At 59.0% G+C, this 26,898-nt stretch carries 26 protein-coding genes; 23 read left to right on the top strand and 3 right to left on the bottom strand.

Features of this window, described 5'->3' with window-relative positions; translation table 11 throughout:
* Positions 1–304 precede the first annotated feature (304 nt).
* The 4 genes from AFK65_RS14745 to glnB all read left to right on the top strand — a co-directional run bounded on the left by AFK65_RS14745 (position 305) and on the right by glnB (position 4,285).
* Entirely contained in the window at positions 305–1,741 is a 1,437-nt protein-coding gene (locus AFK65_RS14745) for a sensor histidine kinase (RefSeq protein ID WP_007700651.1), read from the top strand.
* The gene (qseG, locus tag AFK65_RS14740; protein ID WP_007700650.1) at positions 1,738–2,514 is read left to right on the top strand and encodes a two-component system QseEF-associated lipoprotein QseG; all 777 of its coding nucleotides are present in this window, start codon (positions 1,738–1,740) and stop codon (positions 2,512–2,514) included. Before AFK65_RS14745 ends, qseG begins: the two co-directional genes overlap by 4 nt.
* A complete protein-coding gene (gene glrR, locus AFK65_RS14735) occupies positions 2,511–3,848 on the top strand; it encodes a two-component system response regulator GlrR (protein WP_007700649.1) in 1,338 nt (445 codons plus the stop codon). Before qseG ends, glrR begins: the two co-directional genes overlap by 4 nt.
* A 98-nt stretch (positions 3,849–3,946) precedes the next feature.
* Positions 3,947–4,285, top strand: coding sequence for a nitrogen regulatory protein P-II (gene glnB, locus AFK65_RS14730; protein ID WP_002438074.1), 339 nt, complete (start codon positions 3,947–3,949; stop codon positions 4,283–4,285).
* A gap of 181 nt (positions 4,286–4,466) precedes the next feature.
* Here glnB and hmpA read toward each other — a convergent pair whose 3' ends face one another.
* On the bottom strand, positions 4,467–5,657 hold the full coding sequence (gene hmpA / locus AFK65_RS14725) for an NO-inducible flavohemoprotein (protein WP_007700648.1): 1,191 nt from the start codon (positions 5,655–5,657) through the stop codon (positions 4,467–4,469).
* A gap of 323 nt (positions 5,658–5,980) precedes the next feature.
* Between hmpA and glyA the strand changes: the two genes are divergently transcribed.
* From glyA to AFK65_RS14705, 4 genes are all read left to right on the top strand, one after another.
* On the top strand, positions 5,981–7,234 hold the full coding sequence (gene glyA / locus AFK65_RS14720; RefSeq protein ID WP_007700639.1) for a serine hydroxymethyltransferase: 1,254 nt from the start codon (positions 5,981–5,983) through the stop codon (positions 7,232–7,234).
* Positions 7,235–7,305: 71 nt separating this feature from the next.
* On the top strand, positions 7,306–7,668 hold the full coding sequence (locus AFK65_RS14715; RefSeq protein WP_007700637.1) for a MerR family transcriptional regulator: 363 nt from the start codon (positions 7,306–7,308) through the stop codon (positions 7,666–7,668).
* A 55-nt stretch (positions 7,669–7,723) separates the two neighbouring features.
* On the top strand, positions 7,724–8,101 hold the full coding sequence (locus tag AFK65_RS14710) for a carboxymuconolactone decarboxylase family protein (protein ID WP_007700634.1): 378 nt from the start codon (positions 7,724–7,726) through the stop codon (positions 8,099–8,101).
* Positions 8,102–8,224: 123 nt separating this feature from the next.
* Positions 8,225–9,364 carry a 3-phenylpropionate MFS transporter gene (locus AFK65_RS14705; protein WP_007700633.1) on the top strand — a complete coding sequence of 380 codons (1,140 nt, stop codon included), beginning with the start codon at positions 8,225–8,227 and terminating at the stop codon, positions 9,362–9,364.
* Here the strand turns inward: AFK65_RS14705 and csiE are convergent.
* On the bottom strand, positions 9,361–10,641 hold the full coding sequence (gene csiE, locus AFK65_RS14700) for a stationary phase inducible protein CsiE (protein WP_038856512.1): 1,281 nt from the start codon (positions 10,639–10,641) through the stop codon (positions 9,361–9,363). The genes AFK65_RS14705 and csiE overlap by 4 nt on opposite strands.
* Positions 10,642–10,766: 125 nt before the next feature.
* On the opposite strand from csiE, the gene AFK65_RS14695 reads away from it, so the two are divergent.
* Positions 10,767–11,414 carry a DUF1007 family protein gene (locus AFK65_RS14695; protein WP_007700629.1) on the top strand — a complete coding sequence of 216 codons (648 nt, stop codon included), beginning with the start codon at positions 10,767–10,769 and terminating at the stop codon, positions 11,412–11,414.
* Positions 11,405–12,382, top strand: coding sequence for a nickel/cobalt transporter (locus tag AFK65_RS14690; RefSeq protein ID WP_038856513.1), 978 nt, complete (start codon positions 11,405–11,407; stop codon positions 12,380–12,382). The genes AFK65_RS14695 and AFK65_RS14690 overlap by 10 nt, the downstream gene beginning before the upstream one ends.
* A 223-nt stretch (positions 12,383–12,605) precedes the next feature.
* Here AFK65_RS14690 and suhB read toward each other — a convergent pair whose 3' ends face one another.
* Entirely contained in the window at positions 12,606–13,409 is an 804-nt protein-coding gene (gene suhB, locus AFK65_RS14685) for an inositol-1-monophosphatase (RefSeq protein ID WP_007700627.1), read from the bottom strand.
* Between the two features lie 121 nt (positions 13,410–13,530).
* Between suhB and trmJ the strand changes: the two genes are divergently transcribed.
* From trmJ to AFK65_RS14620, 13 genes are all read left to right on the top strand, one after another.
* Positions 13,531–14,268: a tRNA (cytosine(32)/uridine(32)-2'-O)-methyltransferase TrmJ gene (gene trmJ, locus AFK65_RS14680; protein ID WP_007700625.1), complete on the top strand. Its 738-nt coding sequence runs from the start codon at positions 13,531–13,533 to the stop codon at positions 14,266–14,268.
* 131 nt (positions 14,269–14,399) lie between these two features.
* On the top strand, positions 14,400–14,888 hold the full coding sequence (gene iscR, locus AFK65_RS14675) for a Fe-S cluster assembly transcriptional regulator IscR (RefSeq protein WP_007700622.1): 489 nt from the start codon (positions 14,400–14,402) through the stop codon (positions 14,886–14,888).
* A 116-nt stretch (positions 14,889–15,004) separates the two neighbouring features.
* The gene (gene iscS / locus AFK65_RS14670; RefSeq protein ID WP_007777299.1) at positions 15,005–16,219 is read left to right on the top strand and encodes a cysteine desulfurase; all 1,215 of its coding nucleotides are present in this window, start codon (positions 15,005–15,007) and stop codon (positions 16,217–16,219) included.
* 28 nt (positions 16,220–16,247) lie between these two features.
* Positions 16,248–16,634 (top strand): Fe-S cluster assembly scaffold IscU, encoded by a 387-nt coding sequence (gene iscU / locus AFK65_RS14665; protein WP_004385925.1) that lies wholly within the window; start codon positions 16,248–16,250, stop codon positions 16,632–16,634.
* 24 nt (positions 16,635–16,658) lie between these two features.
* Entirely contained in the window at positions 16,659–16,982 is a 324-nt protein-coding gene (gene iscA / locus AFK65_RS14660) for an iron-sulfur cluster assembly protein IscA (protein WP_004385926.1), read from the top strand.
* Positions 16,983–17,063: 81 nt separating this feature from the next.
* On the top strand, positions 17,064–17,579 hold the full coding sequence (gene hscB / locus AFK65_RS14655; protein WP_007700609.1) for a co-chaperone HscB: 516 nt from the start codon (positions 17,064–17,066) through the stop codon (positions 17,577–17,579).
* Positions 17,580–17,594: 15 nt separating this feature from the next.
* Positions 17,595–19,445 (top strand): Fe-S protein assembly chaperone HscA, encoded by a 1,851-nt coding sequence (hscA, locus tag AFK65_RS14650; RefSeq protein WP_038856516.1) that lies wholly within the window; start codon positions 17,595–17,597, stop codon positions 19,443–19,445.
* Positions 19,446–19,447: 2 nt separating this feature from the next.
* Positions 19,448–19,783 (top strand): ISC system 2Fe-2S type ferredoxin, encoded by a 336-nt coding sequence (gene fdx / locus AFK65_RS14645; protein WP_004385928.1) that lies wholly within the window; start codon positions 19,448–19,450, stop codon positions 19,781–19,783.
* Position 19,784: 1 nt separating this feature from the next.
* On the top strand, positions 19,785–19,985 hold the full coding sequence (gene iscX / locus AFK65_RS14640) for a Fe-S cluster assembly protein IscX (protein ID WP_007664159.1): 201 nt from the start codon (positions 19,785–19,787) through the stop codon (positions 19,983–19,985).
* A 63-nt stretch (positions 19,986–20,048) separates the two neighbouring features.
* The gene (gene pepB, locus AFK65_RS14635; RefSeq protein WP_038856517.1) at positions 20,049–21,335 is read left to right on the top strand and encodes an aminopeptidase PepB; all 1,287 of its coding nucleotides are present in this window, start codon (positions 20,049–20,051) and stop codon (positions 21,333–21,335) included.
* A 210-nt stretch (positions 21,336–21,545) separates the two neighbouring features.
* The gene (gene sseB / locus AFK65_RS14630; RefSeq protein ID WP_007700600.1) at positions 21,546–22,343 is read left to right on the top strand and encodes an enhanced serine sensitivity protein SseB; all 798 of its coding nucleotides are present in this window, start codon (positions 21,546–21,548) and stop codon (positions 22,341–22,343) included.
* A gap of 213 nt (positions 22,344–22,556) precedes the next feature.
* Positions 22,557–24,689: a M48 family metallopeptidase gene (locus tag AFK65_RS14625; RefSeq protein ID WP_007700599.1), complete on the top strand. Its 2,133-nt coding sequence runs from the start codon at positions 22,557–22,559 to the stop codon at positions 24,687–24,689.
* Between the two features lie 79 nt (positions 24,690–24,768).
* Positions 24,769–26,895 (top strand): M48 family metallopeptidase, encoded by a 2,127-nt coding sequence (locus tag AFK65_RS14620; RefSeq protein ID WP_038856520.1) that lies wholly within the window; start codon positions 24,769–24,771, stop codon positions 26,893–26,895.
* The last annotated feature ends 3 nt before the right edge of the window (positions 26,896–26,898 follow it).

Below are 26,898 nucleotides of genomic sequence, written 5' to 3'. Positions count from 1 at the left end.
TTATGTAGTAAACCTGGCACGGTTGCTGCATAATAACAGTCAGTGGCTCATTCACCTTCTTATGTCAGCCCCATTGCGAGCGCTACATAAACTTCGAATGACGCACTCTAAGGTGCCTGCCGTCCAACTGCTGATCATAGCGCTGCTATTTCAGAACCCCGGGCGACACGTTGAGTAAGGCACCGCCTGATTCCATCACAAAGGCAGGGTTAATCCCCTGCCTTTGTTGTTTTTTGCGTTTGGCTTTGCACCAGCGCGACTGTCGGTTAGCATCGACTTTTTGCAACCACTTCGGAATAACGCCGTGAAACGCTGGCCTGCTTTTCCACGCTCGCTTCGTCAACTGGTCATGATGGCTTTCTTACTGGTGATGGTGCCGCTGCTGTTTCTCGCCTGGCAGGCCTGGCAGAGCCTCAACACGTTAAGCGCCCAGGCGGCGCAGACCAACACGCTGACCCAGATGGATGCCCGGCGCAGCGAGGCGATGACCAATATCGCGCTCGAAATGGAACGCAGCTACCGCCAGTATTGCGTGCTGGACGACGTGACGCTGGCGAAAGTCTATGAAAGCCAGCGCCAGCGCTACTCGCGAATGCTGGAGGCGCAGGCGAGTGTGCTGCCTGACGCGAAACTCTACAAAGCTCTGCGCCAGAGTCTGGTGGATCTGGCACCGCTGGAGTGTCATAACAGCGGCCCGAAGCCGGACGCCGCCGCGCGTCTGGAAGCGTTCGCCGATACGAACACCCGTCTGGTGCAGGCCACCCGCGCGGTGATTTACGCCCGCGGCCAGCAGCTCCAGCAGGAAATCGCCGCGCGTGGACGGCTCTTTGGCTGGCAGGCGCTGGCGCTGTTTCTCGCAAGCCTCGCGCTGGTGCTGCTCTTCACGCGGATGATTATCGGCCCGGTTAAAGGCATCGAGCGGATGATCAACCGGCTGGGCGAGGGGAAATCGCTCGGCACCACCATGATGTTTAAAGGCCCGCGGGAGCTGCGCTCGGTGGGACAGCGCATTGTCTGGTTAAGCGAGCGTCTCGCCTGGCTCGAATCCCAGCGTCATCAGTTTCTGCGTCATATCTCCCATGAATTAAAAACGCCGCTCGCCAGTATGCGCGAGGGCACTGAGCTGCTCGCCGATCAGGTCGTCGGGCCGCTGACCGCGGAGCAGCGCGAGGTGGTGGAAATTCTCGATACCAGCAGCCGCAACCTGCAAACGCTGATAGAGCAACTGCTTGATTACAACCGCAAACTGGCGGGCGGCGCGGTGGAGCTTGAGAAAGTGGAGCTGGCGCCGCTGGTGGAGATGGTTATCACCTCCCACAGTTTGCCGGCGCGCGCTAAAATGATGCATACCGACGTGTCGCTGGCTGACGCGCCTTGCCTGGCGGAGCCGATGCTGTTGCTAAGCGTGCTGGATAATCTCTACTCCAATGCGGTGCACTACGGACGCGAATCCGGTACCATTTATCTGCGTAGCCGCCGTCTTAACAATACGGTATGTATTGAGGTGGCGAATACCGGGACGCCCATTCCTGAGGCGGAACGGCAAATGATTTTCGAGCCCTTTTATCAGGGAAGCCATCAACGTAAAGGGGCGGTGAAAGGCAGCGGCCTGGGCCTGAGCATCGCACAGGATTGCATCCGACGTATGCACGGCGAACTGCGTCTGGTGGAGGATGACACCGCTGACGTCTGTTTTCGTATCGAATTACCGCTCTTTGACCCGGAACAATTAAAAAAATGAATTCACGTCTGGTAAGCGCATGGCGCAGCCTGCGCTCGCGCGGCACAACATTTTTCTCTCTTCGCAGGAAGGCGTGCGCCGTCCTGTTGCCATGCCTCCTGGCGGGCTGCGTACAGAGCCCGGTTTCCAGCCATATCAAACAAACGCATGACCCAAAGCTGCCGGAACAGCAACTGGCGGATTTCCTCTTTACCGACTGCTCAGGCATCTGGCAGCTCTCCGGCGCAAACGTCGAGAATAACCCGCTCTTCTGGCTGCGCGGCATGGACTGCGCGGAACGCATGGCGCCCGCCGAGGCGCGCGCGCAGGCGCGTCGTTTCCCGGACGACACCTGGCAGCACGCCTTCCGGCGCGGCATTTTACTGGCCAACGCCCGTATCACCCCTGTTGAGCGCCGCGGCTATCTCACCACGCTCAGCGCCGCCTCCGGCGAGATCCCCGCCCATGTGCGCCCGCTGTATGAGGCCTGGCGCGACGGCCAGGCGGCGCAGCTGGCGCTCTCGGAGGAGCGCGGCCGCTACAGCAAGCTTCAGGAAAGCACCGACAGCGAACTGGACGCCCTGCGCGAGCAGCAGCGCCATTTGCGCAGCCAGCTTGAGCTCACCACCCGTAAACTGGAAAACCTGACCGATATCGAACGGCAGCTCTCCACGCGTAAAAGCGCGGGCGGCTATATTCAGGACACCAGCCACAGCCCGGAGGACGCGGAGAAAGACAGCGCCGCGCCGGCCGATAAGGACAGCACGCCCGCGCAGGAGGAGACCAAACCATGACGCAGCACAAACATGCGCGCCTGTTGCTGGTGGATGACGATCCGGGCCTGCTGAAACTGCTGGGCCTGCGCCTGACCAGCGAAGGGTTTACGGTCGAGACCGCCGAAAGCGGTCATGAAGGGCTGCGCGTTTTAGGGCGCGAGAAAATCGATCTGGTGATTAGCGATTTGCGGATGGATGAAATGGACGGCATGCAGCTTTTCGCCGAGATCCAGAAGCTCCAGCCGGGCATGCCGGTGATCATTCTGACCGCGCATGGTTCGATCCCCGATGCGGTGGCGGCGACCCAGCAGGGCGTGTTCAGTTTTCTCACCAAACCGGTGGATAAAGACGCGCTGTATAAAGCCATCGACGACGCGCTGGCCCATGCCGCGCCTGCGGGCGACGAGCAGTGGCGCGAGACGATTGTCACCCGCAGCCCCGTGATGCTGCGGCTGCTGGAGCAGGCGCATATGGTGGCGCAGTCGGACGTCAGCGTGCTGATTAACGGCCAGAGCGGCACCGGGAAAGAAATTCTGGCGCAGGCTATTCATAACGCCAGCCCGCGCGCCAAAAACGCGTTTATCGCGATTAACTGCGGCGCGCTGCCGGAGCAACTGCTGGAGTCCGAGCTGTTCGGCCACGCGCGCGGCGCGTTTACCGGCGCGGTCAGCAGCCGTGAAGGGCTCTTTCAGGCGGCGGAAGGCGGCACGCTGTTTCTCGATGAAATCGGCGATATGCCGGTGCCGTTGCAGGTAAAACTGCTGCGCGTATTGCAGGAGCGTAAAGTGCGCCCGCTCGGCAGCAACCGCGATATCGATATCAACGTGCGGATTATCTCCGCCACCCACCGCGATCTGCCGAAGGCGATGGCGCGCGGCGAGTTCCGCGAAGATCTCTTTTATCGCCTGAATGTGGTGAACTTAAAGATCCCGGCATTGCAGGAGCGCGCCGAAGATATTCCGCTGCTCGCGAACCATCTGCTGCGTCAGGCGGCGGACCGGCATAAGCCGTTCGTACGCAGCTTTTCTACCGATGCGATGAAGCGTCTGATGGCGGCGAGCTGGCCGGGCAACGTGCGCCAGCTGGTGAACGTGATTGAGCAGTGCGTGGCGCTGACCTCCGCGCCCGTCATTAGCGAAGCGCTGGTGGAGCAGGCGCTGGAGGGCGAAAACACGGTGCTGCCGACGTTTGTCGAGGCGCGCAATCAGTTTGAGCTCAACTACCTGCGCAAGCTGCTGCAAATCACCAAAGGCAACGTGACGCACGCCGCGCGGATGGCGGGGCGCAACCGCACGGAATTCTATAAATTACTGGCCCGCCATGAGCTTGAGGCGAATGATTTTAAAGAGTAGTTTTTGGTGCCCAAATCGCTGCAAGATATGGTAATTTGAGCAACCGATTACGCGAACTGAATCGCCGTGCAGGCGCTGGCAGGAATTAAGGATCCACCATGAAAAAGATTGATGCGATTATTAAACCCTTCAAACTCGATGACGTACGTGAAGCGCTGGCGGAAGTCGGGATCACCGGGATGACGGTGACCGAGGTGAAAGGGTTTGGTCGCCAGAAAGGGCATACCGAGCTCTATCGCGGCGCAGAGTATATGGTGGATTTCCTGCCGAAGGTGAAAATCGAGATCGTGGTGACCGACGATATCGTCGATACCTGTGTGGATACGATTATCCGTACCGCCCAGACCGGTAAAATCGGCGACGGCAAGATTTTTGTTTTCGACGTGGCGCGCGTGGTGCGTATCCGTACCGGCGAGGAAGACGACGCCGCGATTTAAGCGCGCGACGCACAAAAAAAGCAGGTCAGTGGACCTGCTTTTTTTATGTCCGGCGTTCATGGGGCGCGCAAGTAAATGGTGGGTGCGCTTCGCTTACCCACCCTACATAAAACCGCAAATCTCTATCGTAGGGCGGGTAAGCGTAGCGCACCCGCCGAACCGCCCACAAAACGCCGACCCCTTACAACACCTTATGCGGGCCGAAACACTCGTAATGGATGTTCTCTTTATTCACGCCCAGGCTCACTAACTGCGCCGCGGCGAACTGCATAAATTTCACCGGGCCGCAGAGATAAAACTGCATACCGGGCGTGGTCACATGCATTTCGCGATCGCGAAGCGCCATCAACCCTTCGCTGTTATAACGCCCCGCGCTGCGATCGGCGTCGGTCGGCACGCGATACCAGACATGGCTGGTAAAGCGGGGCAGTTTCGCGCCGAGCTGCGCCACTTCATCGGTAAACGCGTGCACGTCGCCGCTTTCCGCCGCGTGATACCAGTTCACCTGCGCCGGGTGCCGCGCGCTTGCCAGCGTATCGAGCATCGCCAGCATCGGCGTCTGGCCCACACCCGCCGAGATAAGCGTCACCGGCGTCTGCGGTTCAACATCCATAAAGAAATCGCCCGCAGGTGCGGCCAGATGAATCACATCGCCCGGCTGCGCATGTTGATGCAGCCAGTTCGATACCAGGCCTTCGCCTTCGCGTTTCACCGCGATGCGATAGCTTTTGCCGTTCGGCTTGCGGGTGAGCGAATACTGGCGAATCTCCTGATGCGCGAACCCCTGCGGCTTGATCCAGACGGCGGTGTACTGGCCGGGCAGGTAATCAGCGACCGGGCCGCCGTCCACCGGCTCCAGCTCAAAGCTTGTAACAATCGCGCTCTGCGGCGTTTTGCTCGCGATGCGAAATTCGCGCGTGCCTTCCCAGCCGCCGGTTTTCTGCGCGTTGCTCTGGTAAATCTCGGCTTCGCGATTGATAAACACGCACGCTAACACGCCGTAGGCTTTACCCCAGGCATCCAGCACTTCCTGGCCTGGGCTGAACATCTCGTCGAGCGTCGCCAGCAGATGCTCGCCCACGATGTTGTACTGCGCCGGTTTGATATTAAAGCTGGTGTGCTTCTGGGCGATTTTCTCCACCGCCGGCAGCAGGGCCGCGAGGTTTTCAATGTTGGCGGCGTAGGCGCAAATGGCGTTGAACAGCGCTTCTCGCTGATCGCCGTTGCGCTGGTTGCTCATGTTGAAAATCTCTTTGAGCTCCGGATTGTGCGTAAACATCCGATCATAAAAGTGCGCGGTGAGTTTCGGGCCGGTCTGCGCCAGCAGCGGGATGGTAGATTTCACGACGGCGATGGTTTGACTATCCAGCATGGTTGCTTACTTCCGTTTTTTTATAAAGTGTATTTTAAATGCATCTTATAAAAAATACCTGCACGTTGTAAATGGTTTTATCACCCCCTGCGATCGCGCCCGGAGCGAATGAAAAAAAGACAGGTTGAAAATGAAAATAAGTCGCGTAAAGCGCGCGTTTGCTTAATCGTTCAAACCCTTGCGCCACGCCATGCCAAACGTTTGCGTAAAAACCTCTGTCAAGCCCTATCTTCACGCTGCCAATCGGTTTACACTGTTGGCCGTCGCCCAAAAGGGCCCCTAATTGCAGTACATTTTATTGTCAGCTGAGTCAGGAGATGCGGATGTTAAAGCGTGAAATGAACATTGCCGATTATGATGCCGAACTGTGGCAGGCTATGGAGCAGGAAAAAGTACGTCAGGAAGAGCACATCGAACTGATCGCCTCCGAAAACTACACCAGCCCGCGCGTCATGCAGGCGCAAGGCTCTCAGCTGACCAACAAATATGCCGAAGGTTACCCGGGCAAGCGTTACTACGGCGGCTGCGAATATGTGGATATCGTTGAGCAGCTGGCGATCGACCGCGCGAAAGAGCTCTTCGGCGCTGACTACGCCAACGTGCAGCCGCACTCCGGCTCCCAGGCCAACTTCGCGGTCTACACCGCGCTGCTGCAACCGGGCGACACCGTGCTGGGTATGAACCTGGCGCAGGGCGGCCACCTGACCCACGGCTCCCCGGTCAACTTCTCCGGTAAGCTCTACAACATCATCCCTTACGGTATCGATGAGTCAGGCAAAATCGATTACGAAGACATGGCGAAGCAGGCGCAGACCCATAAACCGAAAATGATCATCGGGGGTTTCTCCGCTTACTCCGGCATCGTTGACTGGGCAAAAATGCGTGAAATCGCTGACAGCATCGGCGCATACCTGTTCGTCGACATGGCGCATGTGGCGGGCCTGATTGCCGCTGGCGTCTACCCGAACCCGGTTCCGCACGCGCACGTCGTGACTACGACCACCCATAAAACGCTGGCTGGCCCGCGCGGCGGTCTGATCCTCGCCAAAGGCGGCAGCGAAGAGCTGTACAAAAAACTGAACTCTGCCGTGTTCCCGAGCGCGCAGGGCGGCCCGCTGATGCACGTTATCGCGGCGAAAGCGGTCGCGCTGAAAGAAGCGATGGAGCCGGAGTTCAAAACCTACCAGCAGCAGGTGGCCAAAAACGCCAAAGCGATGGTGGAAGTGTTCCTGGCGCGCGGCTACAAAGTTGTTTCCGGCGGTACGGAAAACCACCTGTTCCTGCTGGATCTGGTGGATAAAAACCTGACCGGTAAAGATGCTGACGCCGCACTTGGCCGCGCCAACATCACCGTGAACAAAAACAGCGTGCCTAACGATCCGAAGAGCCCGTTCGTGACCTCCGGTATCCGTATCGGTTCTCCGTCTGTGACGCGCCGCGGCTTTAAAGAAGCGGAAGTGAAAGAGCTGGCAGGCTGGATGTGCGACATCCTGGACAACATCAATGACGAAGCGGTTATCGAGCGCGTCAAAGGTAAAGTGCTGGATATCTGCGCACGCTTCCCGGTTTACGCGTAAGCGTTCACACACCAATGAAGGCCGCCTCGCGCGGCCTTTTTTTATGGGGCGACGGCATACAGGAGATCGCCATGCGTATTCAGGAGTTCGCCACGCTGACCGGCCTTGGCGTTTATACGCTGCGCTATTACGAAAAGCTGGGGCTGCTGGTGCCGGCGCGCAACGCCAGCGGGCATCGCGACTATTATCGCTCGGATCTCGACTGGGCGGCGTTTATTAAGCGTCTGAAAGCGACCGATATGCCGCTGGAGGAGATCCAGCGCTACGCCAGGCTGCGCGCGCAGGGAGAGGCGACCGTCGGCGCGCGTCGTGAACTGCTGGCGCAGCACGCGCAGCGGCTCGAAGCGCGGCTGGCGGCGCAGGCTGACCATCTGGCGCGCCTTAAAGACAAAATGGCGTACTACGGCGAGACACTGTTAAAAAACAGCGCTTGACCTGGAGTTAACTCGAAGTCTTACCGTTATCTCAACCACACAAAAGGAGAACGGTATGACCTCATCACGTTATGAAGCAGGCCTTGCGCGACTGTCCGAAATCGACGGCGCGGCAGGGGAAAATGTGATTAAAGCGCTGGCCGATATCGCGCCGGATCTGGGGCGCTACGTTATTGAATTCGGCTTCGGCGATGTCTACAGCAGGCCAGGGCTGTCGCTGAAAAGCCGGGAGCTCGCGACCGTCGCGGCGCTCACCGCGCTTGGCCACGCGCAGCCGCAGCTGGCCGTGCATCTGCACGCGGCGCTGAATGTCGGCTGCACCCGCGAAGAGATTATTGAAGTGATTATTCAGATGTCGCTCTATGCCGGTTTTCCGGCGGCGCTGAATGCGATGTTTACCGCTAAAACGGTTTTTGCCGGGGCGGGCGTGTAACAGGACAGGCCGCTGCGGCGGCCCCATTACGCAGTAAAAGCGAATTGTTATGAACGTGTTATGCACCGCTTGCAACCCCTGCGCTTTCCCGCCAGACTAACGCCTCCTAAAGGGGAGGGACTCATGGTGTTGCAATCCACGCGCTGGCTGGCGCTCAGCTATTTCACCTATTTTTTCAGCTACGGTATTTTCCTGCCGTTCTGGAGCGTCTGGCTCGCAGGCGTCGGCGTCGCGCCGGAAACCATCGGCCTGCTGCTCGGCTCCGGCCTGATCGCGCGCTTTCTGGGCAGCCTCCTGCTGGCGCCCCGCGTCAAAGATCCTTCCCGTTTAGTGTTTGCGTTGCGTCTGCTCGCGCTGCTGACGCTCGTTTTCGCGCTCGGCTTCTGGTTCGGGCATCAGACCGCCTGGCTGTTTGTCGTGCTGGTGGGCTTTAACCTCTTTTTCTCGCCGCTGGTGCCGCTCACCGACGCGCTCGCCGCCACCTGGCAGCGTCAGATTGCAATGGATTACGGGCGCGTGCGGCTGTGGGGATCGCTGGCGTTTGTGATTGGCTCGGCGCTCACCGGCAAACTGGTGAGTGTTTATGACTACCGCGCCATTCTGGCGCTGCTGTCGCTCGGCGTGGCCTCAATGCTTATCGGGATGCTGCTGAAACCCTCCGTGATGCCGCAGGGCGAAGCGCGTCATAACGAGGCGGCGGGCTGGCCGGTATGGCGCAAGTTAATGATTGAAAACTGGCGTTTTCTCGCCTGCGTGAGCCTGCTGCAGGGCGCGCATGCCGCCTATTACGGCTTCAGCGCCATTTACTGGCAGAGCAAGGGCTATTCCGCCTCGGTCGTGGGGTATCTGTGGTCGCTCGGCGTGGTGGCGGAAATTATCATCTTCGCGCTCAGTAAACGGCTGTTCAGCCGGTTTGGCGCGCGCGATCTGCTGCTGCTCTCCGGCGTGCTGGGGATCATCCGCTGGGGGCTGATGGGCTGGACGACCGCGCTGCCGTGGCTCATCGTGGCGCAGATCCTGCACTGCGGGAGCTTCTCCATCTGCCATCTGGCGGCGATGCGCTATATCGCCGCCCGCGAAGGCTCGGAAGTCATCCGGCTACAGTCGGTCTACTCCGCCGTCGCGATGGGAGGCGGGATTGCGGTGATGACCGTCTTTGCAGGCTTTCTGTACCAGCACCTCGCCGGTGGCGTGTTCTGGGTGATGACGCTGGTCGCGCTGCCCGCGCTTTTTCTGCGCCCCCGCGTGGCGGCGCGCGCTTAAGCTTCCAGAATTTCGCGTATCCGCTGCTGCTGGTGTTCACCGAGCGGCAGCGTCGCGTGAATGAGCGGCGGCGAGAAGAGCGGCAGCGAGGTGGTGTAGGGCGTCACAATCAGCGCCACCTCTTTCGGCGCGCCTTCCTGCTGAAAGGTGTGCAGCGTCAGGTGCTTGATGTTCAGCGGCAGCAGGGTGAGTTCCCGTAGCTGCTGCTCAATTTCCGCCTCGAGCTGCGCGTCATTCCCCGTCAGCAGCAGCACCTGTTTTTCATGCAGATCGGCCTCCTGCATTAACCACGCGCCGAATATCACCGCCACCAGCCCTACTTCTTCATCAGAAAACGTCACCCGGTACTCCTCTTCAAAGCGGTCAAACGCTTTGCGGGTGGTGCGCATCAGCCGTGGATAAAGGCGGTTAATTTCTTCCGGCAGCGCATTATCGATGCCGATGCCGAACAGGCTGCGGTCGAGCGCCTGGCAGAGATGGATATAGAGCTGATCCGCCAGCCCCTGTTCATCGCTGAACGCCATGCCGGAGAGTTCGCGAAAGCGGGCAATCAGCGCGAGCACCGCCTGGCGCAGCCGGTGATCTTCCGGGTGCGCGTCGCGCAGCGGATCGGGCGTGCGCAGCATCATAAAGAGCAGCGCCAGGAAGCAGTGTTCGTTCACATGCGGCGACTGGGCGACGCGCCGCTGCCAGTGGCGGACTATCTCCTGCGCGGCGAGAAACTCGGCGCGGGCGCGCATCCAGAGCTGTTGCGGTTCGGTAAACTCCGGCGTTTGACCGTAATGGTGCTGCACCAGGCAGTATTGCAGGTAGAGACGCAGGAACTGCACGTCGCGCGCTTCGAACTGACGGTTCAGACGGCGCGCGCAGAGGTTGACCAGCGCGTGTAAATTCGTATCGTCATACAGCGCCGTCGCGATGCCGTGCTGGCGCAGTTCGCTTTTCAGCGCGGGTGTGAAATGCTGCTGGATAAACTGCGGGCACAGGCGCAGCGCCCGGCGCAGCCAGTGCAGCAGGCAGAGACGTCTGTCTAACGCCGTGCCTTCAATCCGGTAGCTGCCATCCTGCTGGGTAATAATACTCAAACGGTGATACCGCTTAATTTCGTCGCCGGTTTCTGCAATATCCTGACGGGCGATGGCGCCGTCGACGCCATTCAGCCGGCCTAGCATTTCCGGCGTGATGGTTTGCCCCGGCAGATAGAGCATTAACAGTACCTGGCAGCGGCGCTGCGGACTGGAAAGCACAGATGGTGGAGGGCAGAGCAGAGTCATCATCCGTTTTGTCCAGTGAGTGAGAGTATTGCTAAGAATAGCTAAAGGATTATTGAATGCCGTTCAGGGTGCCCAGTTTGATCGCGGAATTCTGGCTGGCTCACAGAATTTTTCGCCAGAGGAAAATAATGAGCGCTCGTCTTTACCGGTTAATAGTCGCTGCGGCTTTAGTTTCGCTGGTTCCGGCGCGGCAGGCGCTGGCGCATCCGCACAGCTTTATCTCGTTGAAAACCGACATCGTCAGCGAAGCGGGGCAGATAACTGCGCTTAAAATGCGCTGGAAAATGGATGAAATCACTTCAGCGGATCTGTTGTATGACGCAGGCGACGCCGCGCCCGGCTCGCCGGTGTGGAAAAAGCTGGCGGCGGAAGTGATGGCCAATGTTATCGGGCAACACTATTTCACTGAGTTCTGGCATAACGGGCAGAAGGTGAAATTCGCCGCCACGCCGCTGGCGTATGGGCTGGCGCGCGAAGGGCATCAGGCGGTGCTGACCTTTACGCTGCCGCTCGCGCATCCGCAAAAAGCCTCGGGCGCGCGCTATACGTTCGCCACGTTCGATCCCACCTATTATGTGTCGATGAGTTATGACGCGCCGGGCGATGTTACGCTCAGTGATGAACTGCGCGAGCGCTGCAAGGTGGCGGTGAAAACGCCGCGGCCGGATGCGGCCGTGCAGGATTTCGCGCTGTCGCTCGATAAATCCGATGCGCCGCCGGAAGATATGGATTTAGGCAAACAATTCGCTCAGGAGGTGACGTTGCAATGTCAGTAATTTCAACTCCGTTCGCGCCGCGCCGCTGGCTGCACTTCTGGCCCCTGGCGCTGTTTGTTGTGCTGGCGCTGGGCGCAGGCGTCTGGCTGTGGCTTGCGTGGCCGCAGGTACTGATGAAAAGCACCGTCTGGCAGCGCGACATTAACCGTGAGATGAGCGCGCTGCTTCAGCAGGTGGCGGAAAACCCCGCGCGGGCGGGAGGCTCTCTGTTGCTGTTCAGCTTTATTTATGGCGTGCTGCACGCGCTGGGGCCGGGCCACGGCAAAGTGGTTATCGCGACCTGGCTTGCCACCCATCCGTCGCGCCTGAAAACCAGCCTGAAACTGACGTTCGCGTCGTCATTGCTGCAGGGGCTGGTGGCGATTGCGCTGGTGACGCTGGTGCTGACGGTACTGGCGCTGCCTGCGCGGCAATTGCACCTGAGCGGCTACTGGCTGGAAAAGGGCAGCTATCTGCTGGTGGGCGCGCTGGGGCTGCTGCTCTGCTGGCGCGCCGTGAAAACGCTGCGCGGGCTGGCGCGACGCCCGGTCTTCACCGCGTTTACGCCACACCATACCCACAGCGACGCCTGCGGCTGCGGGCATCAGCATGTGCCCTCGCAGGCGCAGCTTGAGCGCGGCGAGGACTGGCGCGCCAGGCTGATGGTGGTGCTCTCCATGGGGATGCGGCCATGTTCCGGCGCGCTGATGGTGCTGTTGTTCAGTAAAGTGATTGGGGTGTTTGGCTGGGGAGTGGCGTCAGCGCTGGCGATGGCGGTCGGGACATCGCTGACCATCTCAGCCATCGCGCTGTTTGTGCACAGCTTCCGGCATCTGGCGGCGCGGCTCGGCGGGCAGAAAACCCCGCCGCTGTGGCGGCGGACGGGCGGAGCGACGCTGGCGCTTGCAGGCGGCGCGGTGTTGGTCGTCGCCGCGCTGGTGATGTGGTCCGGCGCAGCGCCCGTCGCGCAGGGGTTACGGCCGTTTTAAACGCGGCGCGGCGGGTGCGCATTCGCTTACCCGCCCTACGAGATGGCGGGGGTTATGTAGGGTGGGTAAGCGCAGCGCACCCACCAGGCCAATTGGGATCGGTGCATGTAGGGTGGGTAAGCGCAGCGCACCCACCAGCTCACAAACCCCCACGCGCCATAGAAAAACCAACAAAAAAGGCAGGCCGCTCTCGCGTACCTGCCTTTTTCTTGCCTGGAAGCGATTAACGCTTCAGCGCTTCGCTCAGCTCATCGCGCATATTGCCAAGCATCGCTTTCACGACGCGCGGGTTGCCGGCCACGATGTTGCCCGTCGTCAGGTAGTTATGACCACCCATGAAATCGCATACCAGACCGCCGGCTTCACGCACCAGCAGCTCGCCTGCGGCGAAATCCCACGGCTTCAGGCCGATTTCAAAGTAACCATCCACGCGGCCTGCTGCCACATAGGACAGATCCAGCGCGGCGGAACCGGTACGGCGGAAATCGGCGCACTGGGTAAACAGTTTGGTCACGATATTCATGTACGGCGTGGCGTGCTGTTTGGCTTTGAACGGGAAGCCGGTCGCCAGAATGGTGCCGTCCAGATCGCGAGCGGTGCTGCCGCGCAGACGGTAGCCGTTAAGCTGCGCGCCCTGGCCGCGAACGGCGGTGAAGAGTTCGTTACGCATCGGATCGTAAACCACGGCGACTTCCGCGCGGCCTTTAATGCGTACAGCGATAGAAACGGCGAAATGCGGGAGACGTTTAACGAAGTTGGTGGTGCCATCCAGCGGATCGATAACCCATTGAATATCCTGCTCGGTGCCTGCGTGTTCACCGCTTTCTTCGGTGATGATGGTGTGTTGCGGGTAAGACTGGCGAATGGTGTCGATAATAATGCGCTCTGCGCCTTTATCCACGTTCGTCACAAAGTCGTTGCTGCCTTTCTGGCTGGTCTCTACGGCGTCCGGGGTTTCGTAGTTTTTGGCGATAAAATTTCCGGCCTTGCGCGCAGCACGCACGGCGATGTTGAGCATCGGATGCATCAGGTTTCTCTCACTGGATGTTAAAGAACGGGAAAACGGCGCGGATTATAGCAGAGGGTTCGGAATATGTCTCAGGTTTATGATAAGATGCGCTGATATTCTTTTCGGATACTGAGTCGCTATGCTGCAAAACATTCGTATCGTGCTGGTTGAAACCTCACACACCGGCAACATGGGTTCTGTTGCCCGCGCCATGAAAACCATGGGCCTCACCAACCTGTGGCTGGTGAATCCGTTGGTGAAACCGGACTCCCAGGCTATCGCGCTCGCCGCAGGCGCCAGCGATGTGATCGGCAACGCCAGCATCGTCGATACGCTGGATGAAGCGCTGGCGGGGTGCAGCCTGGTGGTGGGCACCAGCGCGCGTTCGCGCACGCTGCCCTGGCCGATGCTCGACCCGCGCGAATGCGGTCTGAAAAGCGTCTCTGAAGCGGCGCACGCGCCGGTGGCGATTGTGTTTGGCCGCGAGCGCGTGGGGCTGACCAACGACGAACTGCAAAAGTGCCATTATCACGTCGCTATCGCAGCCAACCCGGAGTACAGCTCGCTGAACCTCGCGATGGCGGTACAGGTCATCGCCTATGAAGTTCGCATGGCGTGGCTCGCTACGCAGGACGCCCAGACGCCTGCCCATGCCGAAGAAGAAACCCCCTATCCGCTGGTGGACGATCTGGAGCGTTTTTACGGTCATCTTGAGCAAGTTTTGCTCTCGACCGGCTTCATTCGCCCGAATCATCCGGGCCAGGTGATGAACAAATTACGCCGTCTTTTTACCCGCGCGCGCCCGGAAAGTCAGGAGCTTAACATCCTGCGCGGCATGCTGGCGTCGATAGAAAGCAGCCGTAATGAGAAGCCGTAATACTTGAGTAAAATACTCGGGTAAATAGTTGACCATTTTACTCGGGAATGTCAGACTTGCGCCTGCTATGCAATACCCCCATTTTCATAAAAACCCCCGCGTCGAGGGGCGAGCTTGAGGTTAAGTAAGACATGAGACTGACATCTAAAGGGCGCTATGCCGTGACCGCAATGCTGGACGTTGCGCTCAACTCCGAATCCGGTCCGGTACCGTTGGCAGATATTTCTGAACGTCAGGGTATCTCCCTTTCTTATCTGGAGCAGCTGTTCTCTCGCCTGCGTAAAAATGGCCTGGTGTCCAGCGTACGTGGTCCGGGCGGCGGCTATCTGCTGGGTAAAGACGCGGGCCAGATTGCGGTCGGTGAAGTCATCAGCGCCGTTGATGAGTCTGTCGATGCGACCCGTTGTCAGGGCAAAGGCGGCTGCCAGGGCGGCGATAAATGCCTGACCCACGCGCTGTGGCGCGATCTGAGCGACCGCCTGACCGGTTTTCTGAACAACATTACCTTAGGTGAACTGGTGAACAACCAGGAAGTGCTGGATGTCTCTGACCGTCAGCATAATGAAGCCCATCGCCCGACCCGCGCTCAGGACGCTATCGACGTCAAACTGCGCGCTTAAAAAAATAATACGCTTTTCCCGAATCAGGCCAGGGTGCTCCGGCATCCTGTAGACTGCGGCGTACATCCAGCCGGCTGCCTGATTCACCGCTTTGAGATGTACGGAGCTTAAGAGCAATGAAATTACCGATTTACCTCGATTACTCCGCGACCACGCCGGTGGACCCGCGCGTCGCCGAGAAAATGATGCAGTTTTTAACGATGGACGGAACCTTCGGTAACCCGGCCTCCCGCTCCCACCGTTTCGGCTGGCAGGCGGAAGAGGCAGTGGATATCGCCCGTAACCAGGTGGCCGATCTGATTGGCGCCGACCCGCGCGAAATCGTCTTTACCTCTGGCGCGACCGAATCCGATAACCTCGCTATCAAAGGTGCGGCCAATTTCTACCAGAAAAAAGGCAAGCACATCATCACCAGCAAAACCGAGCATAAAGCGGTGCTGGACACCTGCCGTCAGCTGGAGCGCGAAGGCTTTGAGGTGACTTACCTCGCCCCGCAGAGCAACGGGATTATCGATCTTAAAGAACTCGAAGCCGCGATGCGTGACGACACCATCCTGGTTTCCATCATGCACGTTAACAACGAAATCGGCGTGGTGCAGGATATCGCGACCATCGGCGAAATGTGCCGCGCGCGCGGCATCATCTATCACGTTGACGCCACCCAGAGCGTGGGCAAACTGCCTATCGACCTGACCCAGCTGAAAGTGGACCTGATGTCCTTCACCGGCCACAAAATCTATGGCCCGAAAGGCATCGGCGCGCTCTACGTGCGTCGTAAACCGCGTATCCGTATCGAAGCGCAGATGCACGGCGGTGGTCACGAGCGCGGCATGCGTTCCGGTACGCTGCCGGTTCACCAGATAGTCGGCATGGGCGAAGCCTATCGTATCGCGAAAGAAGAGATGGCGAGCGAAATGGAACGTCTGCGCGGTCTGCGTAACCGTCTGTGGAACGGCATTAAAGACATCGAAGAAGTTTACCTGAACGGCGACCTGGAGCAGGGCGTTCCGACCATCCTGAACGTGAGCTTTAACTACGTGGAAGGCGAGTCGCTGATCATGGCGCTGAAAGACCTTGCGGTATCCTCTGGTTCCGCCTGTACCTCCGCGAGCCTCGAGCCGTCTTACGTGCTGCGCGCGCTGGGTATGAATGACGAGCTGGCGCACAGCTCTATCCGTTTCTCTCTGGGCCGTTTCACGACTGAAGAAGAGATCGACTACACCATCGAACTGGTACGCAAATCCATCGGCCGCCTGCGCGACCTCTCTCCGCTGTGGGAGATGTTTAAGCAGGGCGTGGATTTAACCACCATCGAATGGGCTCATCATTAATCGGTATCGGATTCAGGAGAAATAACACATGGCATACAGCGAAAAAGTCATCGATCATTACGAAAACCCGCGCAACGTCGGCTCTTTTGACAACAACGACGACAACGTCGGCAGCGGCATGGTCGGCGCGCCGGCGTGCGGCGACGTGATGAAGTTGCAGATTAAAGTCAACAATGAAGGTATCATTGAAGACGCACGTTTCAAAACCTACGGTTGCGGCTCCGCTATCGCGTCCAGCTCGCTGGTCACCGAGTGGGTCAAAGGCAAATCCCTGGACGAAGCGCAGGCAATTAAAAATACCGATATCGCAGACGAACTCGAACTGCCGCCGGTAAAAATTCACTGCTCTATCCTGGCGGAAGACGCTATCAAAGCCGCTATTGCGGACTATAAAAGCAAACGTGAAGCAAAATAATCATTGATGAGTTGAGGTTGTAGTATGTCGATTACCCTTAGCGACACCGCCGCCGCGCGCGTCAACGCTTTCCTGGCCAACCGCGGTAAAGGTTTTGGCCTGCGTCTTGGCGTGCGTACGTCCGGCTGTTCCGGCATGGCCTATGTGCTGGAATTTGTTGACGCGCCGCAGCCAGAAGATACGGTGTTCGAAGACAAGGGCGTGAAGGTGGTGGTCGATGGTAAAAGCCTGCAATTCCTTAATGGCACTCAGCTGGACTTCGTGAAAGAAGGCCTGAATGAAGGGTTTAAATTCACCAACCCGAACGTTAAAGATGAGTGCGGCTGCGGCGAAAGCTTTAACGTCTGATAATCTTTCCCGCCTCTCCCCGTCTGCGCCGGCCGCAGGCGGGGTATTTGTTTTATCACGTTGACTGACCCCGAGACTGTTATGGATTACTTCACCCTCTTTGGGCTGCAGGCCCGTTATGCGCTGGACAGTGCCCAACTGGCGGCTCGTTACCAGGATCTGCAACGTCAGTATCACCCCGATAAATACGCCAGCCGCTCCCAGGCCGAACAACTGGCGGCGCTCTCGCAATCCGCCACTATCAATCAGGCATGGCAAACGCTGCGCCATCCGCTGACGCGCGCGGAATATCTGCTCTCTCTGCACGGCTTTGATCTGGCGAATGAACAGCACACCGTGCGCGACACCGCGTTTCTGATGGAGCAACTGGAGCTTCGCGAAGCGCTGGATGAGATTGAGCAGGCCAAAGACGCCGACCGCCTCGAAGCCTTCGTCCGTAACGTCAAAGCAATGTATCAGGAACGCCATCAGCACATGGTCGCGGAGCTGGATGACGGCGCGTGGGCGCAGGCGGCCGATACGGTACGCAAGCTGCGTTTTCTCGATAAGCTGTTAAGCCAGTCAGAACAACTCGAAGAAAAGTGGCTCGATTTTTAATTCTGGAAGCTCAACATGGCCTTATTACAAATCAGTGAGCCCGGCATGAGTAGCGCGCCGCACCAGCGCAAGCTGGCGGCGGGCATCGATCTTGGCACCACGCATTCGCTGGTCGCGACCGTGCGCAGCGGCCAGCCGGAAACGCTGGCGGACCATCAGGGGCGCCATCTGCTGCCGTCCGTGGTGCACTACCAGTCACAGGGCTACAACGTCGGGTATGACGCCCGCGCCCAGGCGGCGGACGATCCGGTAAACACCATCAGCTCCGTGAAGCGCCTGATGGGCCGCTCCCTCGCCGATATTCAGGCGCGCTACCCGCATCTGCCGTATCAGCTACGCGCGAGCGAAAACGGCCTGCCGATGATCGACACCCCGGCAGGGCTGCTGAACCCGGTACGCGTCTCCGCCGATATTCTTAAAACCCTGGCCGAACGCGCGCGCGAAGCGCTGGCGGGCGATCTCGACGGCGTGGTCATCACCGTTCCGGCCTACTTTGACGATGCGCAGCGCCAGGGCACCAAAGACGCCGCGCGTCTTGCCGGGCTGCATGTGCTGCGCCTGCTGAATGAGCCGACCGCGGCGGCGATCGCCTACGGCCTCGATTCCGGTCAGGAAGGCGTTATCGCCGTCTACGATTTAGGCGGCGGCACGTTTGATATCTCCGTGCTGCGCTTAAGCCGCGGCGTGTTTGAAGTGCTGGCGACGGGCGGCGACTCCGCGCTCGGCGGCGACGATTTCGACCATCTGCTGGCGGATTACATTCGCGAGCAGGCAGGCATCGCCGATCGCAGCGACAACCGTCTTCAGCGCCAGCTGCTTGACGCCGCCACCCAGGCGAAAATCGAACTCAGCGACGCCGATGTCGCGCAGGTTAACGTGGCGGGCTGGCAGGGCAGCATCACCCGCGAGCAATTCAGTGAACTCATCGCGCCGCTGGTCAAGCGCACGCTGCTCTCATGCCGTCGCGCGCTGAAAGACGCGGGCGTGGAAGCGGGCGAGGTGCTGGAAGTGGTCATGGTGGGCGGTTCGACCCGCGTGCCGCTGGTGCGCGAGCGCGTCGGCGAATTTTTTGGCCGCACGCCGCTCACCTCCATAGACCCGGATCGCGTGGTCGCCATCGGCGCCGCTATCCAAGCCGATATTCTGGTGGGCAACAAGCCGGACAGCGAAATGCTGCTGCTGGATGTTATCCCGCTGTCGCTCGGTCTTGAAACCATGGGCGGCCTGGTGGAGAAAGTCATCCCGCGCAATACCACGATCCCAGTGGCGCGCGCGCAGGAGTTCACCACCTTTAAAGATGGCCAGACCGCAATGGCGATTCACGTTATGCAGGGCGAGCGTGAACTGGTGCAGGATTGCCGATCGCTCGCGCGCTTTACGCTGCGCGGCATTCCGGCGATGCCGGCGGGCGGCGCGCATATCCGCGTCACCTTCCAGGTGGATGCCGACGGCCTGCTGAGCGTCACCGCGATGGAGAAATCCACCGGCGTGGAGGCGTCCATTCAGGTGAAACCGTCTTACGGGCTGACCGACGGCGAAATCGCCAGCATGATTCAGGACTCCATGAGCTTTGCCGAGCAGGACGTGCAGGCACGCATGCTCGCCGAACAAAAGGTGGAAGCCGCGCGGGTGCTGGAAAGCCTCGACGGCGCCCTGAAAAGCGACGGCGCGCTGCTTAGCGCGACCGAGCGCGCCGCCATTGATGACGCGATGGCGCAACTGCGCGCCGCCGCGGAAGGCGACGACGTCAGCGCCATTGAAGACGCGATAAAAAATACAGATAAACAGACCCAGGAGTTTGCCGCTCGCCGCATGGATGAATCCATCCGTCAGGCGCTGAAAGGTCACTCCGTCGACGAGGTTTAATAATGCCTAAGATTGTTTTTTTGCCTCATCAGGATCTTTGCCCTGATGGCGCAGTACTGGAAGCGCAAAGCGGTGAAACCATTCTTGACGTTGCGCTGCGCAACGGCATTGAAATTGAACACGCCTGTGAGAAATCGTGCGCCTGCACCACCTGCCACTGCATCGTGCGTGAAGGTTTCGATTCGCTGCCGGAAAGCACCGAAGATGAAGACGACATGCTGGACAAAGCCTGGGGGCTGGAGCCGGAAAGCCGTCTGAGCTGCCAGGCGCGCGTCACGGACGAAGATCTGGTGGTGGAAATGCCGCGTTACACCATCAACCACGCCAGGGAGCATTAATATGGGACTGAAATGGACCGACAGCCGCGAAATCGGCGAGGCGCTGTATGACAGCCGCCCGGACGTGGACCCGAAAACCGTGCGCTTTACCGATATGCACCAGTGGATCTGCGACCTCGAGGATTTCGATGACGATCCACAGGCCTCTAACGAAAAGGTTTTAGAGGCTATACTGCTGGTCTGGTTAGACGAAGCAGAATAACGCAACGGGCTGCCAGAAGGCGGCCCGTTTTCGTTGCGCATCAGGCGAGATAAGGAAAATAAAATGACCGAAGCCATGAAGATTACCCTTTCCCGTGAGCCTGCCGACGCTCGCTGGGGTGAAAAAGCACTGTACAGTTTTACGCAGGACGGTATCGCGCTGCACCTGACGGGCAAAGACGATTTGCATCTCATCCAGCGCGCCGGACGCAAAATCGACGGCCAGGGGCTCAAACACGTTGAGCTTGCCGGCGATGGCTGGGATGTTGAAAAAAGCTGGGCGTTCTGGATGGGCTATCGCGGCCCGAAAGGCAAACGCACCGTCGCCTGGGCGCCGCTTGACGACGCGCAGCAGAAAGAGCTGAACAGCCGCCTGAAAGTCATCGACTGGGTGCGCGATGTCATTAACGCCCCGGCGGAAGAGATGGGTCCGGAGCATCTGGCGCAGCGCGCCGTGGATCTGCTGGCGGATGTCGGCGGCGAGCGCGTGAGCTACCGCATCACCAAAGGCGAAGATCTGCGCGAACAGAACTACCTGGGGCTGCATACCGTAGGCCGCGGCTCTGAACGCCCGCCGGTCCTGCTGGCGCTCGATTTCAACCCGACGGGCGATGCGAACGCGCCGGTTTACGCCTGCCTCGTCGGCAAAGGTATTACGTTTGACTCCGGCGGTTACAGCATTAAGCAGACCGCGTTTATGGATTCGATGAAATCCGACATGGGCGGCGCGGCGCTGGTAACCGGCTCGCTGGCGTTCGCGATTACGCGCGGCCTGAACAAGCGCGTTAAGCTGATCCTCTGCTGCGCGGATAACATGATTAGCGGCAACGCCTTCCGTCTGGGCGATATTATTCGCTACCGCAACGGCAAAACCGTGGAGGTGATGAACACCGACGCGGAAGGACGTCTGGTGCTGGCGGACGGGCTGATCGACGCCAGCGCCCAGAAGCCGGAGCTGATTATCGACGCCGCGACGCTGACCGGCGCTGCCAAAACGGCGCTCGGCAACGATTACCATGCGCTGTTCAGCTTTGACGACGCGCTGGCGAACCGTCTGCTGCAAAGCGCGCAGGCGGAAAACGAAGCCTTCTGGCGTCTGCCGCTGGCGGAGTTTCACCGCAACCAGCTGCCGTCGAACTTCGCCGAGCTCAACAACACGGCGGGCGGCGCGTATCCGGCGGGCGCCAGCACCGCGGCGGGTTTCCTGTCGCACTTTGTCGAAAACTACCAGCAGGGCTGGCTGCATATCGACTGTTCCGCCACTTACCGTAAAGCGGCGGTGGAGCAGTGGGCGGCGGGCGCGACCGGCATCGGCGTGCGCACGCTGGCGAATCTGCTGACCGGCGAGTAAGGGCGGGCGTGGCGGGTACCCGCCCTGCAAACAACATCTTATGCCTGTAGGGTGGGTAAGCGAAGCGCATCCACCAACGCGATAATAATGTGAAGCGATGATTGCGCTGCTTTATCCGCCTTACATCACCATTAACGCTTCCCCCTCTCCGGCAGGAGAGGGCCGGGGCGAGAGGCTTTCCTCTCGCTCATCAATGACAAATTAAAACCTATGTCCGAAACGAAAAACGAAAACAACGCAGAAAAAAACGAACTCGAAATCCTGCTGGAAAAGGCCGCGGCGGAGCCTGCGTTCCGTCCGGCGTTTTTCCGCACGCTGCTGGAATCCACCGTGTGGGTGCCAGGCGAAGCGGCGGATGGCGAAGCGGTCGTCGCTGAAAGCGCCGTGGATCTCCAGCACTGGGAAAAAGACGACGGCACCTCGGTGATCCCTTTCTTCAGCTCTCCGGCGGCCCTTGAAAAGGCGGTGGAAGGCGAACAGGCGTTTGTGGCGATGCCGGTGCGCACGCTCTTTGAAATGACGCTTGGCGAAACGCTGTTCCTCAACGCCAAACTGCCAACCGGTAAAGAGTTTACGCCCAGTGAGATTCGCCACCTGATAAGCCCGGAAGGCTCGGCGCTCAGCCAGCAGGAAGTGCTGGAAGGCGGCGCGTCGCTGCTGCTTTCCGAAGTGGCCGAACCGCCTGCGCAAATGATCGAATCATTGACCGTGCTGTTCAAAGAGATGAAAACGGTAAAACGCGCGTATCTGTGCCTGTTAAAAGAACACGCCGACGAGCCCGCTAACTATCTTATCGGCATCGAGGCGGATGGCGACATTGAGCCGGTGATTAACGCCGCCGGCAGTGTGGCGACCGATACCCTGCCGGGCGACGAGCCGGTGGATATCTGCCAGGTGGTGGAAGGCGAGAAGGGCATCAGCCACTTTATGATGGCGCACCTGACGCCGTTCTACGAGCGCCGCTGGGGCAGCTTTCTGCGCGATTTCAAACAAAACCGCATTATCTGAACCTCTCTTCACGCGGCGCCCAATGCCGCGTTTTTCTTTCCCGTTAACACATTGTTTTCAGTAGCAAGCCAAATTCTGGTAGGCCCGCCTGCGGGCTCGCTTTGTTAAGCTTTCCCGTTCGTATCTTCCCTGCGAATGCAATCTCGTCAACTGTGTTGATCACAGGCAGGGGACTATTCTCTCAATTAATGGATTAATGCCGGGATCGCCATCATGACCAAAAAGAGTTTCGCTTATCTCTTTTTATTGCCCCTCGCTATTTTACTGTTTGCCGTTTTGCAATATCACCGTGTCGCCACACTTCTGGACCGGGCAGAATACGAACAAGAGATTCTCGTTAAAGCGGAAAAGCTCGTAAACCATAACTTTACCGGGCCGACAGAAATAGAGTACCAACGCGAAGGCGCGGATAAAGCCGAACTGATAGATGCAGGCAATGCGCAGACAGATGCCTCGATTTTTCTGTCGCAAAACAAAAACGCGCTCTCTGTTGCCAGACCGATGCTTTATCTGGCTTATGCGGGGCTCGGTCTATCCTTGCTTTATTTACTGACCAATAGCGCCCTGATAGCGCTGGGCTATCTGGGAGCGAAAAAAGGAAGACGTTCCCAGCACGATCTTGTCCAGGCCTTTGATTTTTGCCGGACCTGGCTGCCATTTATGCTGGCGGCGCAGGTGCTTTTTCTTACGCTTTCAATAAGCTGTCTGATTTTTTATGAATTAACCGGCTTGATGAGCACCGCGAAGGATGGCAGCGATATTCTGGCGGGCGGTTACTTCTTCCTGCTGGGGATCGGATACATTATTTTTATTATCTGGCGGCTGGTGAAAATGCTGTCAAATAGCTTCTCGCTTTTTCAGCCTGAGCCTAAGCCGGTGATGGGGCGTAATCTCAGCCGCGACGATGCGCCAGCATTATGGGCCAGGGTGGAAAGGCTCGCTCTCAGGCTTGAAACCATTACGCCGGATAATATCGTGGCAGGGTTAACAGAGAATTTTTATGTAACGGCCAACCCTGTCCGGCTGAATACTGGCGAAATACTGACGGGACAGACGCTTTACTTTTCACTCCCGTGGGCATCGTTACTGAATGAAGCGGAAATTGACGCCGTGTTAGGGCATGAGCTTGGGCATTTTGCGGGGAAAGATACGGAATATAGCCTTCGCTTTGCGCCGCTTTACGCGCGATTTAGCAGCAGTATTGACGCTGTGTTCGGCTTAAGAAAAAACGCGCCCGGATACATGAACGTCGATTTTAATACGGCGATGAGCAGTTGCTACTATGTGCTCGGACAGTTCCACGATACGGTCATGTACTGGCGCCAGCGCCGCGAGCATGGGGCCGATGAAATGGGCGCGAAGGCAAGCACGCCGCTGGCGCTCTCCTCGTCGCTGCTGCGTATCGCTGCACTCAGCAATCCGGTAGATGAATATCTGAATGAGGTTTATCACGCGCGTGTTACGCCTGATGACGTTGTCGCCGCTTTGCTCGCCCATCTTCAGACGTTGCCCTTGCCCGATCCGCGGGCATTTCTGGAGAACGAAACGGCGCATCCCTACGACACGCACCCCAGCTGTCGGGCGCGTATTGAGGCGTTAGGCTGCACAACCGATGAGGCGGCCGTGATTGCCGCGCGTCCGGTGACAGGCGATTCCTTCGCGCATTTATTTCTGCTGGTTAACGATTTTCAGGCGCTTTGCCGCACCCTTAGCGCTGAACTGACCGGCGAAATCACGCAATACCGCGATAACTATAAACAGTCTCTGGAAACCGTTTTAAACCGTGCCGCCAAAGAGACCGTTATCTACGCACGCCCTAAAATTGCTATCGGGGGACTGCTGGTCTTTTTGTACTTCCTCTATGCCACGCTGAGCGGACTGTTTAATCCCGACCTGACATTCCCCCCCAATGACAAGAGTTATACCCTGATGGGACTGTTGCTGGCGTGTGCTGTCATCGCCGGGCTTGGCCTGCGTCGCGTTATAAAGGTCTGGAAGCGAGGCAAGCAGCCCGTCATGGTTCTGCGCCACGGCAGCGTCAGCTTTCATATGCTGGGCGCTCCGGTGCCGCTGGCGGCGCTCACGGGCTATGCGTTTTTTAAAACCCGCCGCGGCTTGCGGATTGGTTTTACCTATAAAGAAGGCTATGAGCCGCCGAAGCGTACTGATAATCGCTGGCTTACCTATACGCACTGCTCCTCGACCGAACCTTTCTTTTACGTGACGGCTTACGGCAAGCTCAGAGACGCCAGCGGCGCGCCTGTTTCGCAAGAGCAACTCGCTGAACTGCTGGATACCTATCTCAGCGCTTCTGTCGCCGAGCATGAGATCAAAGACTTTCAATAAAAATCAGGGGCCACAAAGGCCCCGTTCACCTGAGGCCACACCTCAATTCTGGATGGATTAACAAGGAAACGACGTAACAATGAACAGGAAGCATCTCGCTTATCTTTTTCTGGTGCCGCTGCTGGTGGCCTGCTATGCCGTCTGGCAGCACTGGCGCGTCAGCGACATTCTGGAGAGCGTCGACAGCTCAAACAGCCTGATTCAGACGGCGAGCGACGCGCTGAAGCAGGATCCGAAAGCGATCATTGAATTCACCAGCGACGGGAAAAACTACCGCGTTCCCGCCACAGAAGTCATTGAGAGCGAACGGAGCGTTCAGAACGAATACGCGGGCCAGATCATGCTGGCGCGCACCCAGAGCGGGCTGGCGTCTTTCGCCGTCGGGCTGGCGCTGCTGTGCATGGTGCTGAACGCCGGGGCGATCGCGCTGTGTCGGCGCAGCGTGACCATCGCGAAGCAGTCGCAGGATGCGCTGGTACATGCATTTGATAAATGCCGCAAACTACTGCCGTGGCTGATGGTGTCGCAAATCGTTTGCTGCGGCCTGGCGCTGTTCGCGGTCGTCGGCTATGAGACGCTCTGGTTCGCCACGCATTACAAAATGAACGCCGGCGGCATCAAAGTGATGCTGTTCGCGCTGGTGATCCTGTTCGGTATTCTCTGGGTGCTTTATAAAAGCCTCGGCAGCATCCGCCGCTGCTTCGCGCTGTTCCAGCCGGAGCCGAATGAGGTGGTGGGCTATAATCTGACCCGCGAACAGGCGCCCGCGCTCTGGAGCATGGTGGAAGCGCTGTCGCAGAAAACCGGGGCGATGATGCCGGATAACATCGTGGTCGGGATGCTGGAAGGCTTTTATGTCACCGCCAACAGCGTGCAGCTGGAAGACGGCCCGCTGCTGACCGGCCAGACGCTCTATTTCCCGCTCACCTGGGCGGCGCTGCTCGATAAAGACGAAACCTGCGCGGTCATCGGCCACGAACTGGGCCACTTCGCAGGCCAGGATACGCAATACAGCCTGCGCTTCGCGCCGCTGTACGCGGGCATTACCAACAGCATCAATACCATGGCGCAAAACCAGCAGAGCGCGCCGTTTATCGATCATGTGGTGCTTTACCCGTCGCTCTATATGGGCGTCTATTTTATCGAGCAACTGCATGAAACGGTGAGTCACTGGAGCCGCATCCGCGAGCACGCCGCCGATGAGATGGGCGCGCGCGCCAGCTCCCCGCAGGCGCTGGCGTCATCGCTGCTGCGTATTTCCGCCGTCAGCGAGCCGCTGAACAATACGCTCGAGGATTTCTTTAACGGCAAACCGGGCTTTGAGGATCTGGTGGCCGCGCTGGTGACCCGCCTGCGCGAAGAGGGCTTTGGCGATATCCAGGCTTATCTGGAGCACAAAGCCGCGCACCCGACCGACAGCCATCCGCCGTCACGCGCGCGTATCGAAGCGCTCGGCTGCGCCATCGACGACACGCTGATTCACCACGCGACCCGCGCGGTGCCGCAGGATCCGTGGGAAAACCTGCGTCTGTGGTTCGCGCAGCCTGAGGCGCTGTCCGGCAAAATGACCGGCGAGCTCGCCGGGAAAGCCGCCGAGCATCGCGAAGAGTTCCGCCGCGAGCTGGAAGAGGTGGTGCAGCAGTCCGGCGAGGCCGTCACGCTCTACTCCGGCAAAAAAGTCTTTTTCGTCGGCGGAATTCTGGCGGTGGTGCTGTTTATCGCGACGGTCGCCATGCTGAAAATCGTGGATCCGTTTAATATTCAGGGCATTGCCGACGGCAAAATCGTCGCTATCGCGATTGGCACGGGGTTGCTGGGCTTACTGACCTGTTACGTGCTCTGGCAGCAGTGGCAGAAGCGTGAGATCCCGTTCCTGACGATGACGCCCGATTCGCTGCACTGCCGTCAGTTCGCGGCGGGTATTCCGCTCAGCGCCATTGAAGATTTCTCGGTGCAGACCGCCAACGACACCACCACCGTGACGCTGATTTACCGCGAAGGGTTTGAACCGCCGCGCGCCGTCGGCGGCCGCTGGAAAAATTACACCCGCGTGAAGCGCGGCAAGCGTAAGCTGGCGTTTGTGTTTATCGGCGGGCTTCGCGAAGGGGAGAGCCGTAAGGCGTACTCCGCCGACATGCTGGTGGAGCTGCTGGTGCGTAACCTTAATGCTATCCACGCGCGCGACGCGCTGTCGCGTTTCTCGTAAGAG

It is taken from the genome of Cronobacter universalis NCTC 9529 (genome assembly GCF_001277175.1).
Lineage (GTDB): Bacteria > Pseudomonadota > Gammaproteobacteria > Enterobacterales > Enterobacteriaceae > Cronobacter > Cronobacter universalis.
This window is presented reverse-complemented; position numbering and strand designations above follow the sequence as displayed.